This window comes from Streptomyces sp. NPDC056169 (assembly GCF_042268445.1).
Classification (GTDB): Bacteria; Actinomycetota; Actinomycetes; order Streptomycetales; family Streptomycetaceae; genus Streptomyces.
Genome location: NZ_JBHJUO010000006.1, coordinates 341,543 through 359,276, shown reverse-complemented (window position 1 = coordinate 359,276; position 17,734 = coordinate 341,543). Strand labels below are relative to the sequence as shown.

17 protein-coding genes are annotated in these 17,734 nt (G+C 73.2%); 8 read left to right on the top strand and 9 right to left on the bottom strand.

Features of this window, described 5'->3' with window-relative positions; translation table 11 throughout:
* Window positions 1-76: 76 nt before the first annotated feature.
* From ACFC0G_RS12360 to ACFC0G_RS12335, 6 genes are all read right to left on the bottom strand, one after another.
* Complete coding sequence (locus ACFC0G_RS12360) at window positions 77-721, bottom strand: response regulator (protein ID WP_376401293.1); 645 nt, start codon at window positions 719-721, stop codon at window positions 77-79.
* Window positions 712-1,860: a sensor histidine kinase gene (locus tag ACFC0G_RS12355; protein ID WP_376401290.1), complete on the bottom strand. Its 1,149-nt coding sequence runs from the start codon at window positions 1,858-1,860 to the stop codon at window positions 712-714. The genes ACFC0G_RS12360 and ACFC0G_RS12355 overlap by 10 nt, the downstream gene beginning before the upstream one ends.
* Window positions 1,861-1,970: 110 nt before the next feature.
* Window positions 1,971-2,648 (bottom strand): DedA family protein, encoded by a 678-nt coding sequence (locus tag ACFC0G_RS12350; RefSeq protein ID WP_376401287.1) that lies wholly within the window; start codon window positions 2,646-2,648, stop codon window positions 1,971-1,973.
* Window positions 2,649-2,777: 129 nt separating this feature from the next.
* On the bottom strand, window positions 2,778-3,455 hold the full coding sequence (locus ACFC0G_RS12345) for an NUDIX domain-containing protein (RefSeq protein WP_376401284.1): 678 nt from the start codon (window positions 3,453-3,455) through the stop codon (window positions 2,778-2,780).
* Window positions 3,452-3,880, bottom strand: coding sequence for a DUF4406 domain-containing protein (locus ACFC0G_RS12340; RefSeq protein WP_376401485.1), 429 nt, complete (start codon window positions 3,878-3,880; stop codon window positions 3,452-3,454). The genes ACFC0G_RS12345 and ACFC0G_RS12340 overlap by 4 nt, the downstream gene beginning before the upstream one ends.
* A 98-nt stretch (window positions 3,881-3,978) precedes the next feature.
* The gene (locus ACFC0G_RS12335; protein WP_376401281.1) at window positions 3,979-4,764 is read right to left on the bottom strand and encodes a DeoR/GlpR family DNA-binding transcription regulator; all 786 of its coding nucleotides are present in this window, start codon (window positions 4,762-4,764) and stop codon (window positions 3,979-3,981) included.
* Window positions 4,765-4,889: 125 nt separating this feature from the next.
* On the opposite strand from ACFC0G_RS12335, the gene miaB reads away from it, so the two are divergent.
* Both miaB and ACFC0G_RS12325 read left to right on the top strand, forming a co-directional pair.
* On the top strand, window positions 4,890-6,419 hold the full coding sequence (gene miaB / locus ACFC0G_RS12330) for a tRNA (N6-isopentenyl adenosine(37)-C2)-methylthiotransferase MiaB (RefSeq protein WP_376401278.1): 1,530 nt from the start codon (window positions 4,890-4,892) through the stop codon (window positions 6,417-6,419).
* 79 nt (window positions 6,420-6,498) lie between these two features.
* Window positions 6,499-7,206: a class III extradiol dioxygenase subunit B-like domain-containing protein gene (locus ACFC0G_RS12325; RefSeq protein WP_376401275.1), complete on the top strand. Its 708-nt coding sequence runs from the start codon at window positions 6,499-6,501 to the stop codon at window positions 7,204-7,206.
* Window positions 7,207-7,323: 117 nt separating this feature from the next.
* Here ACFC0G_RS12325 and ACFC0G_RS12320 read toward each other — a convergent pair whose 3' ends face one another.
* Together ACFC0G_RS12320 and ACFC0G_RS12315 are read right to left on the bottom strand one after the other, a co-directional pair.
* The gene (locus ACFC0G_RS12320; RefSeq protein ID WP_376401272.1) at window positions 7,324-7,581 is read right to left on the bottom strand and encodes an antitoxin; all 258 of its coding nucleotides are present in this window, start codon (window positions 7,579-7,581) and stop codon (window positions 7,324-7,326) included.
* 70 nt (window positions 7,582-7,651) lie between these two features.
* Window positions 7,652-7,963, bottom strand: coding sequence for a hypothetical protein (locus tag ACFC0G_RS12315; RefSeq protein ID WP_376401269.1), 312 nt, complete (start codon window positions 7,961-7,963; stop codon window positions 7,652-7,654).
* 178 nt (window positions 7,964-8,141) lie between these two features.
* On the opposite strand from ACFC0G_RS12315, the gene miaA reads away from it, so the two are divergent.
* The 6 genes from miaA to hflX all read left to right on the top strand — a co-directional run bounded on the left by miaA (window position 8,142) and on the right by hflX (window position 16,318).
* Window positions 8,142-9,080 (top strand): tRNA (adenosine(37)-N6)-dimethylallyltransferase MiaA, encoded by a 939-nt coding sequence (miaA, locus tag ACFC0G_RS12310; protein WP_024754921.1) that lies wholly within the window; start codon window positions 8,142-8,144, stop codon window positions 9,078-9,080.
* Between the two features lie 108 nt (window positions 9,081-9,188).
* Window positions 9,189-9,665: a hypothetical protein gene (locus tag ACFC0G_RS12305; RefSeq protein ID WP_376401482.1), complete on the top strand. Its 477-nt coding sequence runs from the start codon at window positions 9,189-9,191 to the stop codon at window positions 9,663-9,665.
* Between the two features lie 66 nt (window positions 9,666-9,731).
* On the top strand, window positions 9,732-10,613 hold the full coding sequence (dapF, locus tag ACFC0G_RS12300; RefSeq protein ID WP_376401266.1) for a diaminopimelate epimerase: 882 nt from the start codon (window positions 9,732-9,734) through the stop codon (window positions 10,611-10,613).
* 232 nt (window positions 10,614-10,845) lie between these two features.
* On the top strand, window positions 10,846-13,098 hold the full coding sequence (locus ACFC0G_RS12295) for a RelA/SpoT family protein (RefSeq protein WP_376401263.1): 2,253 nt from the start codon (window positions 10,846-10,848) through the stop codon (window positions 13,096-13,098).
* Window positions 13,099-13,193: 95 nt separating this feature from the next.
* Complete coding sequence (locus ACFC0G_RS12290; RefSeq protein ID WP_376401260.1) at window positions 13,194-14,684, top strand: M1 family metallopeptidase; 1,491 nt, start codon at window positions 13,194-13,196, stop codon at window positions 14,682-14,684.
* A 140-nt stretch (window positions 14,685-14,824) separates the two neighbouring features.
* The gene (hflX, locus tag ACFC0G_RS12285) at window positions 14,825-16,318 is read left to right on the top strand and encodes a GTPase HflX (protein ID WP_376401257.1); all 1,494 of its coding nucleotides are present in this window, start codon (window positions 14,825-14,827) and stop codon (window positions 16,316-16,318) included.
* A 159-nt stretch (window positions 16,319-16,477) separates the two neighbouring features.
* On the opposite strand, the gene ACFC0G_RS12280 is transcribed toward hflX, so the two are convergent.
* Window positions 16,478-17,644, bottom strand: a complete 1,167-nt coding sequence (locus ACFC0G_RS12280; protein WP_376401255.1) for a trypsin-like serine peptidase — start codon at window positions 17,642-17,644, stop codon at window positions 16,478-16,480.
* Between the last annotated feature and the right edge of the window lie 90 nt (window positions 17,645-17,734).

The following is a 17,734-nucleotide window of genomic DNA, read 5'->3' as shown; positions in this document are numbered from 1 at the left end:
GCGGAGACGGTCTGGGGCGCGGGCGGAGGGGCGGACGGCGGCGACCGGGGCGGACGGGAGGGGCCGCCCTGCCGGATCAGGACTCCAAGTACCGCAGCACGGCCAGGATCCGACGGCTGTAGCCGTCGGCCCTGCGCAGCTCCAACTTGTCGAAGACGGCGTTCAGGTACTTCTCCACCGCGCTGAGGGAGAGGTGCAGCTGCCGCGCGATGGCGGCGTTCGTGTACCCCTGCGCCAGCACGTCGAGGACCTCGCGCTCGCGCGGGGTCAGCCGGGCCAGCGGATCGCCGCGGGTGCTGCGGACGACCAGCTGGCGTACGACCTCCGGGTCGATCGCCGCCCCGCCCTCGTGGACCCGCTCCAGCGCGTCGAGGAACTCCTCGACCTGCGCCACCCGGTCCTTCAGCAGATAGCCCACCCGCTCCGCCCCGGCGGCCAGCAGCCGGGCCGCGTAGCTCCGCTCCACGTGCTGCGAGAGGACGAGGACGCCCGTCTCCGGCCACCGCTCGCGGATCTCCACGGCGGCCCGCAGCCCCTCGTCGGTGTGCGTCGGAGGCATCCGGATGTCGACGACCGCGACGTCCGGGCGCAGCGCCCCGACCTCCGCGACCAGGGTCACGGCGTCGCCGAGCGCGGCCACGACCTCGTGACCCTCCTCGGTGAGCAGGCGGACGAGCCCCTCTCGCAGCAGGGTCGAGTCCTCGGCCAGGATCACGCGCACGGCAGCTCCGCGACAAGAGTGGTGGGTCCCCCGAGGGGGCTGTCGACACGCAGGTCGCCGTCGAGCGCGGCGACCCGGCTCCGCAGGCCGGTCAGCCCGCTGCCGGCCGGATCGGCGCCGCCCCGCCCGTCGTCCTCGATCCGCAGCGTGAGCAGCGGTCCTTCGGGCGGGCCGCCGAGCGAGACGTCGACGGAGACGGCGGAGGCCGAGGCGTGCTTGGCGGCGTTCGTGACGGCCTCGGAGACCACGAAGTAGGCGGCTGTCTCCACGGGCCGGGGCAGCGGCCCGGCGACGTCGAACCGGATGCGCAGCGGGACGGAGCACCGCTGCGCCACCCCGCCCAGCGCCTCTTCGAGGCCCAGGCTGTCCAGCGCGGAGGGGTACACCCGCCAGGCCACGTCCCGCAGTTCGGCCAGCACGTCCCCGGCCTCGCCGTGCGCCTGGAGGAGCAGCGCCTCCGCCTGCTCGGGATCGCGGTCCCGGCTCCGGCGCGCCCGGCCGAGCAGCATGGCGAGCGCCACGAGCCGCTGCTGCACGCCGTCGTGGAGATCGCGCTCGATGCGGCGGCGCTCGGCGTCCACGGCCTGCACGACGGCCGCCCGGCTGACGGCCAGTTCGTCGATCCGGCGCCGCAGCAGCTCGCTCTCGGAGGGCCCGAAGCACTCGCGGGCGAGCCGGGCGTCCAGGGCGGTCAGCGCGTACAGGCCCTGGACGTCGAGGAAGAGCAGGACGCCGCCGAGGAGCAGCTGTGCGAGCAGCTCGCCCCAGCCGAGCGTGCCGCGCACGACGCCCCCGACGAGCAGCCCCGCCAGGACGGCGCCGAAGCCGAGGAGCCCGACGACGACCCCGAACACAACCCCCGTCCAGGAGCGGACCGCGAGATAGCGCAGGAGCCGCCGGTCGGAGACGGTGTACGGGCCGGGGAAACGGTCCCCGAAAAAGGCGGAACGACGGCTCCGCTCCAGCGCCGCGAGCCGCCGCGCGCCGGCCGTCAGGACCTCACGGGCGCGGGGCCGGGTGCGGGGCCACAGCAGGAATGGCCCGAGGACGACCCCGGAGACCAGGAAGAACAGGACGCCGAGCAGGGCGGTCGGACAGCCGAGGAGGGAGCCGGCGAGACGGCGGGCCGGTCCGGACACCGGGTCTCCTCGCTCGTCTCCTCGCTCGTCACCTCGCACGGTCTCCGAGGCTAGTCCCGGCCCCGGGGCCGTACAAGATCGCCCGGAGGGTGCGGGCGCCCGCTCGCCGGTCACGAGGTGCGGCGGTGCTGGGCGGTGCGCCCGCGGCCCCGGAGCCGTACGGCCAGGTACGCGGCCATGGCCACGAGCGCCAGCGCCAGGACGACCTTGGACAGCACGCCCACGTATCCCTCGACCAGGTCCCAGCGGTCCCCGAGCCAGTAACCGGCCATCACGAGCACGCTGTTCCAGACGAGGCTGCCGACCGTCGTGAGGAGGAGGAAGACGGGCAGCGGCATCCGCTCGACGCCGGCCGGCACGGAGATCAGACTGCGGAAGATCGGCACCATCCGCCCCAGGAGCACCGCCTTGGTGCCGTGCCGCGCGAACCACTCCTCGGTGCGCTCCAGATCGGAGACCTTCACCAGGGGCAGCCGCGCCCAGAGCGCGTGCATGCGCTGCCGACCGAACAGCGAACCGATCCAGTAGAGGGCCAGGGCCCCGACCACCGAGCCCAGGGTCGTCCAGAACAGCGCGGAGGGCAGACTGATCACCCCCTGCCCGGCGGCGAAGCCGGTCAGCGGCAGGATCACCTCGCTGGGCAGCGGCGGGAACAGGTTCTCCAGCGCGATGGCGAGCCCCGCTCCGGGGCCGCCCATCGTGTCGACGAGCCCGGCGGCCCACCCGGCGACACCGCCGGCGGGTTCCTGGGCGGCCTGGGCCAGAAGCAGCTGGTGGGTGAGCGGCATGTCGGGGTCTCCAAGTCGCGGGGGAGGCGCCGGGGCGAGCTCCCCGGCACGACTCCAACCTAGAAATCCCAGCTCAGCGCCGGTATGAGGGTTCCCGCCCGGCTTCCTGCGGAAAACCGCAGGGTGGGGTCAGCCCGGGAGCGGCGGGTCCGTCGGCCGGAACGGCCCGTCGAGCGCCGCCCACTGGAGCAGCATGATGGTCTTGGCGTCGGCGATCCGGCCGTCGCGGACCATGGCGAGCGCCTCCGTGAAGGGGAGCTCCACGGTCGTGATGTCCTCGCCCTCGGCGGCGATTCCGCCGCCTCCGCCGGCGAAGTCCGCCGTGTCGTAGGGGGCGGCGAAGAAGTGCAGCCGCTCGGTGACCGAGCCGGGACTCATGTAGACGTCGAAGACGTGCTCGGCGGCCCCGATGGTGTGCCCGGTCTCCTCGGCGGCCTCCCGCCGGATCGCCTCCTCCGGCCGTTCGCCGTCCAGCAGTCCCGCGGCGGTTTCGAGGAGCATGCCGTCGGGGTGCCCGTTGACGTAGGCGGGCAGGCGGAACTGACGGGTCAGCAGCACCGTACGGCGCTGGGTGTTGTGGAGCAGGACGGTCGCGCCGTCGCCGCGGTCGTGGGTCTCGCGCTGCTCGCGGCTCCAGTGCCCGTCGCTGTGCCGGTAGTCGAAGGTGGTCTTGCGCAGCACGTACCAGTCGCAGGAGAGCACCTCCACGTCCAGGATCCGCACGCGCGGATTGCCGGTGAGGTCGCGGCCCTGCCGGTCGAGGCCGGTGCGGCCCCGGCGGTCGGGGGTGTCGATGCCGGCGGTCATCGGGCGGAGTCCGGGACGGCGGGCGGTACGGAGTCCGGGACGGCGGGCTTTACTGAGGTCGGGACGACGGTCGGGACGACGGCCGGGACGGCGGCGAGGGAGCCGTAGACGTCCTTGCCCTGCGCGCGGGCCCGGTCGACCATCATGTCCGCTCCCTCCGAGGGGCCGCCGATCCGCAGGACCGCGTCGCAGCGGGTGAGCAGCCGTTCGGCGACCGGGTGGAAAACCTCCTGGAAGAGCGCGTCGCCGGGGCGGGCGCCGCCGGCGGCCTCCAGGAGCGGGAGGGCGAGGGCCTCGCCGGTGACGGGCAGGTGCCCGGCGCGGAAGAGGACGAGCGCGGCCTCGTTCATCGCCCGGACGTGGGCTTCGAGCTTGCGCGGGTCGTCATCGGTGCCCGAGCGGTAGGGGCCGGCGACCAGGATCATCAGCGGGCGGGAAACGGTGGTCACGAGCGGAATCACTCCTCACTGCACGTACCGGCACGGGTACGGCACGGGTGCGGGACGGGGTGTGCTGCGCGGTGTCAGGCCAGACGGACGTCGACGCCCGCGTCCCGCAGCGCGTCCAGCGTCTGGGGGCCACCGGGGTGCGTGGTCGCGTCCTCGGCGGCCCGGTCGGTGACGAAGTGGTGCGCCGCGCCGAGCGGGGCGACCCGGCTGAAGGCCCGTACGCCGAGCTTGGTGGCGTCCGCCACCGCGACCGTGCGCGTGGCCCGGGCGAGCCCGGTCTGCTTCACGGCCGCGTCGTCCAGGGAGAACTCCGACCAGCCGTGCTCGGCGTGCACCCCGCCGATGGACATCACGAAGCAGTCGAAAGCCAGCGACTCCAGGGTCCGCAGGGCGAGCGGGCCGACGAGGGAACGCTCGCCGGGCCGGGAGCGGCCGCCGACGACCAGGAGGTCGATCCCCGGCCTGTCGGCCAGGACCACGGCCGCCTGGATGCTCAGCACGGCGACCGTCAGCGGGCCTCGCTCCGCCAGGTGCCCGGCGACGTGCACGGTCGTCGTCCCCGCGTCCAGGAGGACCCGCGAGCCCGGCTCCACCAGCGCCGCCGCGGCCGCGCCCAGGCGGTCCTTGGTGGCGGCCTGCCACGGCTCCCGCGCCGAGAAGCCGGCCTGTTCCTCGCGTACGCGGGTGGCGACGGCGCCGCCGTGCACGCGGCGCACGAGGCCCTGACGCTCCAGCGCGTCGAGGTCCCGGCGGACGGTCATTTCGGATACGCCCAGTCGATGGGAGAGCTCCGACACGGAAACCCGGTCGGAGCCCTGCACCAATCGCAGGGTCAGGTCCAGACGATTGGCGACACCCATGACTCAGTTCTACCACGATGATGTGCGAACGAACACGTCTCTGTGTGAACGGCTCGGTGAGGACCAGGCGAGAACCAGGCGGGAACCAGCGGGGGGCACTCCCCGGACCGCCTACCCTTGTCCCAATGACCAGTAGCAGCGACCGGAGTCCCGCAGTGAGCGTTGAAGGATCCAAGACCTACGAGATTCGTACCTACGGGTGCCAGATGAACGTGCACGACTCCGAGCGGCTCTCCGGTCTGCTGGAAGAGGCGGGCTACGTCAAGGCCCCCGGCGGATCCGACGGCGATGCCGACGTCGTGGTCTTCAACACCTGCGCGGTGCGCGAGAACGCCGACAACAAGCTGTACGGCAACCTCGGCCGGCTCGCCCCGATGAAGACCACGCGCCCCGGCATGCAGATCGCCGTCGGCGGCTGCCTCGCCCAGAAGGACCGCGAGACCATCGTCAAGAAGGCCCCCTGGGTCGACGTGGTCTTCGGCACGCACAACATCGGCAAGCTGCCGGTGCTCCTGGAGCGCGCCCGCATCCAGGAGGAGGCGCAGATCGAGATCGCCGAATCCCTCGAGGCCTTCCCCTCCACGCTGCCGACCCGGCGCGAGTCCGCCTACGCGGCCTGGGTGTCGATCTCCGTCGGCTGCAACAACACCTGCACCTTCTGCATCGTCCCGGCGCTGCGCGGCAAGGAGGAGGACCGCCGTCCCGGCGACATCCTCGCCGAGATCGAGGCCCTGGTCGCCGAGGGCGTCTCCGAGATCACCCTGCTCGGCCAGAACGTCAACGCGTACGGATCGGACCTGGGCGACCGCGAGGCCTTCTCCAAGCTGCTGCGGGCCTGCGGGCAGATCGAGGGCCTGGAGCGGGTCCGCTTCACCTCCCCGCACCCCCGCGACTTCACCGACGACGTGATCGCGGCCATGGCCGAGACCCCGAACGTGATGCCCCAGCTGCACATGCCGATGCAGTCCGGCTCGGACGCGATCCTCAAGGCGATGCGCCGCTCGTACCGGCAGGAGCGTTTCCTCGGGATCATCGAGAAGGTCCGCGCGGCCATCCCGCACGCCGCCATCTCCACCGACATCATCGTGGGCTTCCCCGGCGAGACCGAGGAGGACTTCGAGCAGACGATGCACGCGGTCCGGGAGGCCCGCTTCGCGAACGCCTTCACCTTCCAGTACTCCAAGCGCCCCGGCACCCCGGCCGCCGAGATGGACGGCCAGATCCCCAAGGACGTCGTGCAGGAGCGCTACATGCGCCTCGTCGCGCTCCAGGAGGAGATCTCCTGGGAGGAGAACAAGAAGCAGGTCGGCCGCACCCTGGAGGTCATGGTCGCCGAGGGCGAGGGCCGCAAGGACGGCGCCACGCACCGCCTCTCCGGCCGCGCGCCCGACAACCGGCTCGTCCACTTCACCAAGCCGGAGCAGGACGTCCGGCCCGGCGACGTCGTGATCGTCGAGATCACCTACGCCGCCCCGCACCACCTGCTCGCCGAGGGCCCGACGACGTCGGTACGCCGCACCCGCGCGGGCGACGCCTGGGAGAAGCGCACCACGGCGGCCGCCGCGAAGCCGGCGGGCGTGCTGCTCGGCCTCCCGAAGATCGGCGTCCCGGAGCCCCTCCCGGCAGCGGACGCGCCGGCCTGCGGGAGCCACTGACACCCGGGGGCGGTGACCCGGGCGCGGGCCCGGGGCGGTGACGAGGGCGCGGGCACGGCCGCGCAGTAGGGTGCGGATCATGCTTGTCGCCGCAGCCGTCTGCCCCTGCCCGCCGCTCCTCCTGCCCGAGGTCGCGACCGGCGCCGCCCCCGAGCTGGACGCCGCGCGCACCGCCTGCGCCGACGCCGTCGGACTGCTCGCCGCCGCGCGCCCCGACCGGCTGTACGTCGTCGGTCCCGCCGACGCGGCCGCCGCCGGCGTCTTCCCGGCCGGTTCGACGGGTTCCTTCGCCGGCTTCGGGGTCGACCTCTCCGTACAGCTCGGTGACGGGCCCGCGGCCGACCGCCCCCTGCCCGCGAGCCTCGCCGTCGGCGCCTGGCTGCTCGGCCGCGCCGACTGGGCCGACGCGCCCGTCGAGGGCCGGGGTGTGAACGAACGGGAAGCGGCCGGGACCTGCGCCGCCGTCGGCCGTGAGCTCGCCGCCTCCGCCGGGCGGGTCGCGCTCCTCGTGATGGGCGACGGCAGCGCCTGCCGGACCGTCAAGGCGCCCGGCTACCTGGACGAGCGGGCGGCCGGTTTCGACGCCGAGGCCGCCCGCGCCCTGGGCGCGGCCGACGTGGCCGCGCTGCTCGCGCTGGACGAGGAGCTCGCGTACGAGCTGAAGGCGGCCGGCCGCGCGCCCTGGCAGGTCCTGGCGGGCGCCGCCGAGGGTGCCGGGCTCGAAGGTCGCCTCCTCCACGAGGACGCCCCGTACGGCGTGGAGTACGTCGTCGCCGCCTGGTCCTGACGAAGTCGCGGCGGACCGGCGGCAGCACGACACGAGAACGGCGGACGGCCGCGGAGCGTGATGCTCCGCGGCCGTCCGCCGTGCGGAGGGACTGTCGTGTGCGGGTGACGCCGGTCGTCAGGCGGCCGGCGGCGGGGTCGCGCCGCCGCTCCCGGGCGTGCCGTCGTCCTTGTGGCCGATCCGGTCCAGGGCGTCCTTGGCCTTGCCCGTACCGGACTGGATCTTGTCGCTGTACTTGCCCTTGGTCTTCTCGTCGACCAGCTTCGCGGCCTTGTCGAGGCCGTCGTCGATCTTCCCCCCGTGCTGCTGCGCGAGGTCGGCCACCTTGTCCTTGGCCGGGGCGAGCTTGGCCTTCAGCGAATCCAGGAGACCCATCGGGGCACCTTCCCTCCGCGGACCCGCGCGGGGTCCGTTCTCCGTGTCCTGCCCCCAGGACCCCGGGGGCCTACTTGCGGGCGCCTTCGCCTGCCTCGTTGTCCGCGGCGGCCTCGGCCGACTGCTGCTTCGGGATCTCCACGACCTCGGAGGCGACCGCTCCGGCCGCCGGCTCGTCCGTGTCGACGCCGTGCGCGTCGTCCGCCGGCTCGGTTCCGGCCGTGACCTCCACGACGTCGGCGGCAGCGGACCCGGCCTCGACCCCGGCGTCCGTCTCCACCGCGACCTCGGCCTCGGCGCGGGTCTCCGCCGCCTCGGCCTCCGTCACGCCGTCCACCGACGTCCCGACGGTCCCGGTCTCCTCCGACGAGGCCTCGACCACATCCTTCTTCTTACGGCGAAACACTGCAAAAACGCCCATATTCACTCCATAGCGTACTCGGATGGGAGGGGCTCGGCGGTGATCGACGGCCGGAACCTCGCAACAGGCAACGAAGCCGGATGGGGCTCGTCACGTAGCTCGTTCGGGGAGGGGCCGTGAGGTTTGCGAGACTGGTGCGGTGAGAAGCGCAGCTCCCGCCCCGCGGGTCATCGCCGTCGTCGGCCCCACCGCGGCCGGAAAGTCCGATTTGGGTGTCTTTCTGGCCCAGCAGCTCGGCGGCGAGGTCGTCAACGCCGACTCGATGCAGCTCTACCGGGGGATGGACATCGGGACCGCCAAACTGACGATGGAGGAACGGGACGGCGTTCCGCACCACCTCCTCGACATCTGGGACGTGACCGAGGCCGCCAGCGTCGCCGAGTACCAGCGCCTCGCCCGCGCCGAGATCGACCGACTGCTCGCCGCGGGTCGCACCCCGGTCCTCGTCGGCGGTTCCGGCCTGTACGTACGGGGGGCCGTCGACGCCCTGGAGTTCCCCGGCACCGACCCCGCCGTCCGGGCCCGGCTGGAAGCCGAACTGGAAGAGCGCGGCTCCGGCGTCCTGCACGCCCGGCTCGCCGAGGCCGACCCCGAGGCCGCCCGCGCGATCCTGCCCAGCAACGGACGCCGCATCGTCCGCGCCCTCGAAGTCATCGAGATCACGGGCAAGCCCTTCACCGCCAACCTGCCCGGCCCCGACTCCGTCTACGACACCGTCCAGATCGGCGTCGACGTGGCCCGCCCCGAACTGGACGAGCGGATCGCCGCGCGCGTGGACCGGATGTGGGAGGCAGGCCTCGTCGACGAGGTGCGCACCCTGGAGGCCCAGGGCCTGCGCGAGGGCCGCACCGCCGCCCGCGCCCTCGGCTACCAGCAGGTGCTCGCCGCGCTCGCGGGGGAGTGCACCGAGGACGAGGCGCGCGCGGAAACCGTGCGCGCCACCAAGCGCTTCGCCCGCCGCCAGGACTCCTGGTTCCGCCGCGACCCGCGCGTCCACTGGCTCAGCGGAGCCGCCGATCACCGCGGGGAACTCCCGCGGGAGGCGCTGTCGTTGGTCGAACGAGCGGTTACAGCCTGATCACGTGATGGCATCGGGACGCCCTGCCCGTCAGTTCGGCGGTCAGGAGCGTGCCATCATCGAGAATCGATCGACCAAGTGGAGTCCGAGTGGGGAGGGCGCGTGGCGATGGAGGCCGGCCCTCGCGACAGAGAACACCAGGAAGCGGTCCTTGGCGACCCGACGGGCGAAGCCCCGGTCGGGGCCCCGGGCCTGACACCGGACGGTCCTGACGACGCGGAAGGCACCGCCGTCGAGGTGGACGCCGGCGAGGTCGAGGTCGAGCTCAGACCGCAGCGCCGCCTGCGGATCTGGCAGCTCGCCCCGATCGTCGGCCTCGCCGCCGTCGGCTCCCTGATGTTCGCCTTCCCGCTCGCCTTCGGCTCCGGTGACGGCGGCGCCGTCCTCGCCATGCTCGGACTGCTGATCAGCTCCTGTGCGGCGGGCTGGGGCATGATGGCCGCCCGCAAGGTCGGCTACACCTGGCCCGGGCTTCCGCAGCGCGGCTCGGGCGAGCGCCCCGACTGGCGCGTCCTCGGCCTGTACGTGGCGACGATCGGCGTCCTGGTCGCCCTGGCCGTCTGGCGCGTCGCCCGCCTCCGCTGAGCCCTCCGGACGCCCCGCGGCGGACGGCCGCGCCGCCTGTCGGACCCGCCCCGTACAGTTGATCTCGTGACCAGCACGCAGACCTCGCCGCTCCCCTTCCTCAAGGGCCACGGCACCGAGAACGACTTCGTGATCGTCCCCGACGCGGACAACGCCGTCGAGCTGAGCCCGGACGCCGTCGCCCGGCTCTGCGACCGGCGCGCCGGCATCGGCGGGGACGGACTGCTGCACGTCGTGCGCAGCGCCGCCCACCCCGAGGCCCGGCACCTGGCCGACGAGGCCGAGTGGTTCATGGACTACCGGAACGCCGACGGCTCGGTCGCCGAGATGTGCGGCAACGGGGTCCGGGTCTTCGCCCGCTACCTGGAGCACGCCGGGCACGTCACCGCGGGCGAGGTGGCCGTCGCCACCCGAGGCGGGGTCAAGCGCGTCCACCTCGACAAGGACGGCTCCGTCACCGTCTCCATGGGCCGCGCGGTCCTGGCCGACGCCGGGGTCACCGTCACCGTCGACGGCCGCAGCTGGCCCGCGCGGAACGTGAACATGGGCAATCCGCACGCGGTCGCCTTCGTCGAGGACCTCGGCCACGCGGGCAACCTCTTCACCGAGCCGCCCTACGAGCCCGCCGCGGTCTACCCGGACGGGGTGAACATCGAGTTCGTCGCCGACCGCGGCCCCCGGCACGTCGCCATGCGGGTCCACGAGCGCGGCGCCGCCGAGACCCGCTCCTGCGGCACGGGCGCGTGCGCCGTCGCCGTCGCCACGGCCCGCCGCGACGGAGCCGACCCCGCCGCGAGCGGAGTCCCCGTCACGTACACCGTCGACGTCCTCGGCGGGACCCTCGTCATCACCGAGCACCCCGACGGCGAGATCGAGATGACCGGCCCCGCCGTCATCGTCGCCGAGGGCACCATCGACCCGGCATGGCTGTCGGTCCCCGGCGCATAGCTTTCCGGCGCGCAGATTTCCGGAGCTCAGGTCTTCGGCGGGTCCGCTCCGTTCCCACCGGAACCCTGGGAATCGAAACAGTCAACGACTGATTTGTCGCTCGAATGGGTGATCCGATTCACGCTGAGCGAGAGCGTGACTGCGCCACGTGGTGGGGTCGGTAGCATCAAGCACCGGCCCCCCGGGCACGCCTGGCCCGCCCACCGCCGGTCGACGTTGCCGGAGGTGCCCCATGAGCGCAGAGGCCACCAACCCTGTGAGCGCGGCGGACGCCGCCGTCACCGACACGACCGCCCGCAGACGCGGACGCGCCCGGATCGACCTGCGCCGCCTCGGCCGCGCCGCCCTGCTCGGCGCCACCGCCGGACCGGCGCCCCGTGACCGGCTGCCCGACGCCATCAGTCACGTCGCCGAGGCGCACCGGGCCCACCACCCCGAGGCCGACCTCGCGGTCCTGCGCCGGGCCTACGTCCTCGCCGAGTCCTCGCACCGCGGCCAGTTCCGCAAGAGCGGCGAGCCGTACATCACGCACCCGCTCGCGGTCACGCTCATCCTCGCCGAACTGGGCGCGGAGACCACCACCCTGACCGCCTCGCTCCTCCACGACACCGTCGAGGACACCGAGGTGACGCTCGACCAGGTGCGGAGGGAGTTCGGGGCCGAGGTCGCCTACCTCGTCGACGGCGTCACCAAGGTGGAGAAGATCGACTACGGCGCCGCCGCCGAGCCCGAGACCTTCCGCAAGATGCTCGTCGCCACCGGCGACGACGTCCGGGTCATGTCGATCAAACTCGCCGACCGCCTCCACAACATGCGCACCCTCGGCGTGATGCGGCCCGAGAAACAGGCCAGGATCGCGAAGGTCACCCGGGACTTCCTCATCCCGCTCGCCGAACGGCTCGGGGTCCAGGCCCTCAAGACCGAGCTGGAGGACCTCGTCTTCGCGATCCTCCACCCCGAGGAGTACGAGAACACCCGCGCGCTCATCGCCGACAACTCCCACGCGGGGGACGCCCTGGACGCCGTGGCCGAGCAGGTCGGCGCCGTCCTCCGCGAGGCCGGCATCGGCGCGGAGGTCCTCGTCCGGCCCCGGCACTTCGTCTCCGTGCACCGCGTCCGCCTCAAGCGCGGCGAGCTGCGCGGCTGCGACTTCGGACGGCTCCTCGTCCTCGTCGCCGAGGACGCCGACTGCTACGGGGTCCTCGGCGAGCTCCACACCTGCTTCACCCCGGTGATCTCCGAGTTCAAGGACTTCATCGCGGCCCCCAAGTTCAACCTGTACCAGTCCCTGCACACCGCGATCGCCGCCCCCGACGGGGCCGTGGCCGAGATCCTCATCAGGACCCACCGGATGCACACGGTCGCCGAGGCCGGAGTCGTCGCCCTCGGCAATCCGTACGCGGGCCAGGAGCCGTACGCCGGCCGGACAGCGCCCACGGGACCGTCCGCCCCCGCGCCCACCTCCGACCCGCAGCCCGAGGACGGCGAGCGCGTCGACCCCACCCGCCCCGGCTGGCTCTCCCGGCTCCTCGACTGGCAGCAGTCGGCCCCCGACCCCGACACCTTCTGGAGCTCGCTCCGCGCCCACCTCGCCGAGGACGACGAGATCACCGTCTTCCGCGCCGACGGCGGCACCCCCGGCACGATCAGCCTGCCCGCCGGAGCCAGCTGCGTCGACGCCGCCTACGCGCAGCACGGCGAGGCCGCCCACGGCTGTCTGGGCGCGCGGGTCAACGGCCGCCTCGCCCCCCTGAGCACCGTCCTCGGTGACGGGGACACCGTCCAGCTGCTGCTCGCCCAGGACACCGTGACCGGACCCGGCAGCTCTGGAGCCGGGGCCGGCCCCGGAGCCGCCGGGTCCGGTCCCTCTCCCGAGTGGCTCGACCACGCCCGTACCGCCGCCGCCCGGATCGCGATCACCGCCTGGCTCCGGGCCCACCCCGAGGCGGCCGCGGCCCCCGCCGACGCGGGCCCCCGGCCCCAGATCAACGTCACCGCCGACCGGCACTCCGGCGCCGAGCTCCACGCCGACCTGGACGGCGAGCCGCCCGCCGCCGTCCGCCCCGCCGGCTGCTGCACACCCGTACCGCCCGACGAGATCACCGGATTCCGCGTCCGCGGCGGCTCCGTCACCGTCCACCGGACCGGCTGCGCGGCCGTCGAGACCATGCGCGGAGTGGGCCGCGAGCCCGTCACCGTCCGCTGGGGCGACACCGCCCAGTGCAGGGTCACCCTCGTCGCCGAATCCTTCGGCCGGCCGCGCCTCCTCGCCGACCTCACCGAGGCCATCGCCACCGCCGGGGCCGCCGTCGTCTCCGCGACCGTCGAGCCGCCCAGCGAGCAGCGAGTCCGCCACACGTACACCCTCCACCTCCCCGACGCGGCCGGACTCCCCGCCCTGATGCGGGCCATGCGGGACGTCCCGGGGGTGTACGACGTGCACCGCGCCCGCCGCCGGAGCGCGGCGGAGCCGCGCGAGGCGTGACGTGACCTCCTTCGGGTGGCGGGCGAGCGCGCCGCCCGGAGGAGCGGGGAAACCCCTGGTAGCCGTAGGGCCAGTCCTCCGGAAAGGCCTGGCCCATGCCGCTCGTCCGAAACCCCCTGCCGCGCGCCCGGTGGCTGCGCGCAGCCGTCCTCGTCGCCGCCTCGACCGGGCTCGTCGCCGCCGCGCTGCCCGCCCCGGCGCCGCTCGGCATCGGCGACCCGCTCTTCCCGCACCTCGGCAACCCCGGCTACGACGTCCTCGCGTACGACCTCGACCTCACCTATCCGGGGGTCAACACGAAGCCGCTCGCCGCCGTGACCCGGATCGACGCCCTCGCCACCGAGGACCTGGAGCGGCTCAACCTCGACTTCACCCACGGGACCGTCTCCGCCGTCACCGTCGACGACCTGCCGGCCTCGTACACGAGCAGCGGCGAGGACCTGATCGTCACCCCCGCCGTGCCGATCGACGCCGGCGAGCCGATCGAGATCACCGTCACCCACACCAGCGACCCCACCGGCCCCGCCGACACCGGCGGCTGGGTCCGGACCGGCGACGGCCTCGCCATGGCCAACCAGGCGGACGCCGCCCACCGCGTCTTCCCGTCCAACGACCACCCCGCCGACAAGGCCTTCTTCACCTTCCGGATCACCGCCCCCAGCGCGCTCACCGTCGTCGCCAACGGCCTGCCCACCGGCCGCGACGACCACGGCGCCACCACCACCTGGACGTACCGCACCCGCCACCCCATGGCCACCGAGCTCGCCCAGGTCTCCATCGGCAGCTCCACCGTCGTGCACCGCACCGGCCCCCGCGACCTGCCCGTACGGGACGTGGTGCGGACCGCCGACCGGAAGCTGATGGAACCCTGGCTGCGCAAGACCCCCGGCCACCTGGAGTGGATGGAGCGGCAGGTCGGCCCGTACCCCTTCGAGACGTACGGTGTGCTCATCGCCGACGCCGACACGGGGTTCGAGCTGGAGACGCAGACCCTCTCCCTCTTCGAACGCGGAATCTTCACGGAGCCCGGCTACCCGGAGTGGTACGTCGACTCGATCATGGTGCACGAGCTGGCCCACCAGTGGTTCGGCGACAGCGTCTCGCCCCGCACCTGGTCCGACCTCTGGCTCAACGAAGGACACGCGAGCTGGTACGAGGCGCTGTACGCGGAGGAGAAGGCCGGCAAGCCGCTGGAGCGGCGCATGAAGGCGGCCTACGCGGCATCCGACGCGTGGCGGGCGGACGGCGGCCCGCCCGCCGCGCCCGAGCCGCCCTCGCCCGACCACAAGATCAGCCTCTTCCGGCCCGTCGTCTACGACGGCAGCGCCCTCGTCCTCTACGCCCTCCGCCAGGAGATCGGCACCGAGGCCTTCCGGCGCCTGGAGCGCCGCTGGGTCGCCGACCACCGGGACTCCACCGCCACCACCGCCGACTTCACGGCCCTGGCCGGCGAGATCGCGGGACGGGACCTCACCGCCTTCTTCCGCGACTGGCTGTACGCGGCGAAGACCCCGCCCATGCCCGGCCACCCCGACTGGCGCTCGCAACCCGTCGGGACCGGCAGGACCGCGCCGAAACCGGGGTGACGGGCCCGGCCGGGCCGTGCCACCATCGTCAGGTCGGCGACGCGGCCGGAACCGGGAATCTTCCGGTGCCGTCACGCGTTGCGACGAATACAGACTCAGTTGCGTCGCTGTCAGGCGACGTCATTCGACGTTAGGACCCAATGACCTCCTCTTCTTCCCCTTCCCAGGACGAGCAGCGCTTCGCGGAGACGAGCCGTACCGAGAGCCTTCGGGCCGATGCCCTGATGGAAGAGGACGTCGCCTGGAGCCACGAGATCGACGGACAGCGGGACGGCGAGCAGTTCGACCGCTCCGAGCGCGCGGCCCTGCGCCGCGTCGCCGGCCTCTCCACCGAACTCGAGGACGTCACCGAGGTCGAGTACCGCCAGCTGCGCCTGGAGCGCGTCGTGCTGGTCGGCGTATGGACCTCGGGGACCGTGCAGGACGCGGAGAACTCCCTGGCGGAGCTCGCGGCCCTCGCCGAGACGGCGGGCGCCTTGGTGCTCGACGGCGTGATCCAGCGCCGTGACAAGCCGGACCCGGCGACCTTCATCGGCTCCGGCAAGGCGCGCGAACTGCGCGACATCGTGGTCGAGACCGGCGCCGACACCGTCGTCTGCGACGGCGAGCTCAGCCCCGGCCAGCTCATCGCCCTCGAAGACGTCGTCAAGGTGAAGGTGGTCGACCGGACCGCCCTGATCCTCGACATCTTCGCCCAGCACGCCAAGTCCCGAGAGGGCAAGGCGCAGGTCGCGCTCGCGCAGATGCAGTACATGCTGCCGCGACTGCGAGGCTGGGGTCAGTCGCTGTCCCGTCAGATGGGCGGCGGCGGCGGTGGCGGCATGGCCACCCGCGGTCCCGGTGAGACTAAGATCGAGACCGACCGGCGCCGCATCCGCGAGAAGATGGCGAAGATGCGCCGGGAGATCGCGGAGATGAAGACCGGCCGCGACATCAAGCGCCAGGAGCGCCGTCGCAACAAGGTCCCGTCGGTCGCCATCGCCGGATACACCAACGCGGGCAAGTCCTCCCTGCTCAACCGCCTCACCGGCGCGGGCGTACTCGTGGAGAACGCCCTGTTCGCCACCCTCGACCCGACCGTGCGCCGGGCCGAGACGCCCACCGGCCGGGTCTACACCCTGGCCGACACCGTCGGATTCGTCCGGCACCTGCCGCACCACCTGGTCGAGGCGTTCCGCTCCACCATGGAGGAGGTCGGGGACTCCGACCTCATCCTGCACGTGGTGGACGGTTCCCACCCGGCGCCGGAGGAGCAGCTGGCCGCCGTGCGCGAGGTCTTCCGGGACGTCGGCGCGGTGAACGTCAAGGAGATCGTCGTCGTCAACAAGGCGGACGCGGCGGACCCCGTGGTCCTCCAGCGTCTGCTGCGGATGGAGAAGCACTCCATCGCCGTCTCGGCCCGCTCGGGCCAGGGCATCGAGCAGCTGCTCGCGCTCATCGACGCCGAACTGCCGCGCCCCGAGGTCGAGCTGGAGGCCCTCGTGCCGTACACGCAGGGCGGTCTCGTCTCGCGGGTGCACGCCGAGGGCGAGGTGGAGTCCGAGGAGCACACCCCGGAGGGCACCCTGCTCAAGGCCCGGGTGCACGAGGAGCTGGCGGCGATGCTCGCGCCGTACGTTCCCGCCGCGCACTGAGTCACGGCAACCGCTGAGGGCGCTGCCCCTTCCCCGTACGGGAGGGGGCAGCGCCCTCGGTCGTGCTGCGGTGGGTGCGGTCCCGGGTGGTGCCCGGGTGGTGCCCGGGTGGTGCCGCAGCGCCGTGTGGTGCCCTGCGGCGCCGCGCGCTCGCTCAGGTCAGCGGGCGAACTTCTTGCTGACCATCTCGTGGGCCGCCTTGGCGCCCTTGCCCAGCTGCGGTCCGGCGAGCCAGCCGTTGCTGCCGGCCGGGCCGATCGAGGTGTTCGACACCAGCGCCGTCTTCCCGTTCGGCAGCACACGGAACCAGCCGCCGCCCGAGGAACCGGCCGTCATCGTGCAGCCGATCCGGTACATCGTCGGCGTGGCCGGGGCCGTGGTGAGCCGCGTCGGGCGGTCGAGGCACTTGTGCATGATCAGCCCGTTGTACGGCGGAGCCTGCGGGTAGCCCCAGGCGCCCATCGTCCCCGCCTGCGCGGCCGTCGGCGCGGAGAAGTCGACCGGCAGCGCGGCGCCGACGGTCTCCTCCAGCGACTTGCCGCCCCGCTCGGGCTGCACGTGCAGCACGGCGTAGTCGTACGGCCAGGCCTGGTTCGTGCCGCCGCGCTGGATCCAGTCACCCGAGGTCACGGCCCAGTCGGCCCAGTACTGCCCGTAGGGCGCGATCTCGTGCGGCTGCGCGTTGTTCAGCGCGGAGGCCGACTTGCCGAGGTCGTTGTAGGCCGGCACGAAGGTGATGTTGCGGTACCAGCCGCCCTGCTTGCCCGCGTGGACGCAGTGCCCGGCCGTCCAGACCATGTTGGACTTCCCGGGCCGTCGCGGGTCCTTCACGATGGTGCCGGAGCAGACCATGTGGCCCTCGGGCGCGTCGAAGAAGATCTTCCCGACCGGGGCCGCGTTGCGGTGGTACGGCGTCTTCTCGCGCTGCGCCTTGACGGGCCGGGGCGTCGGATCGGTGCCGCCCGTGCCGGCCTGCGCGGTGATCGTCTGCTCCGGGCTCTTCGCCGACTGCATGCGCGTCGGGTCCCAGAGGCCGTCGATCACCGGGTTGACGAAGTCCTCGGCCTCACGGAGCCAGGTCGCCTGATCCCAGTTCTTCCACTCGCCGTCCTTCCACTTGTCCAGGTCCACGCCGTGCTTCTTGAGCTTGTCGGCGAGGTCCTTGGCGAGGTCGCCACCGGCGTCGTCGCCGGCGGGAGCGGAACTGCTCGCCCCCGCGGCCGGCTTGTCGGCGGCCGGGGTCTCGGTGGGGCCGCAGGCCGTGGCGGTCAGCGCGAGCGCCGCCGCCAGGCCGAGGACGGCGGGTATGTGTCGTACAGAACGCATGACGTGAATTCCCCCTGTGGTGTGGTGCGTGTCCGGGACCGGCCGTGGGCTGCATACCGGACACAGGTGGTATGCCGGACATGAGCCGTC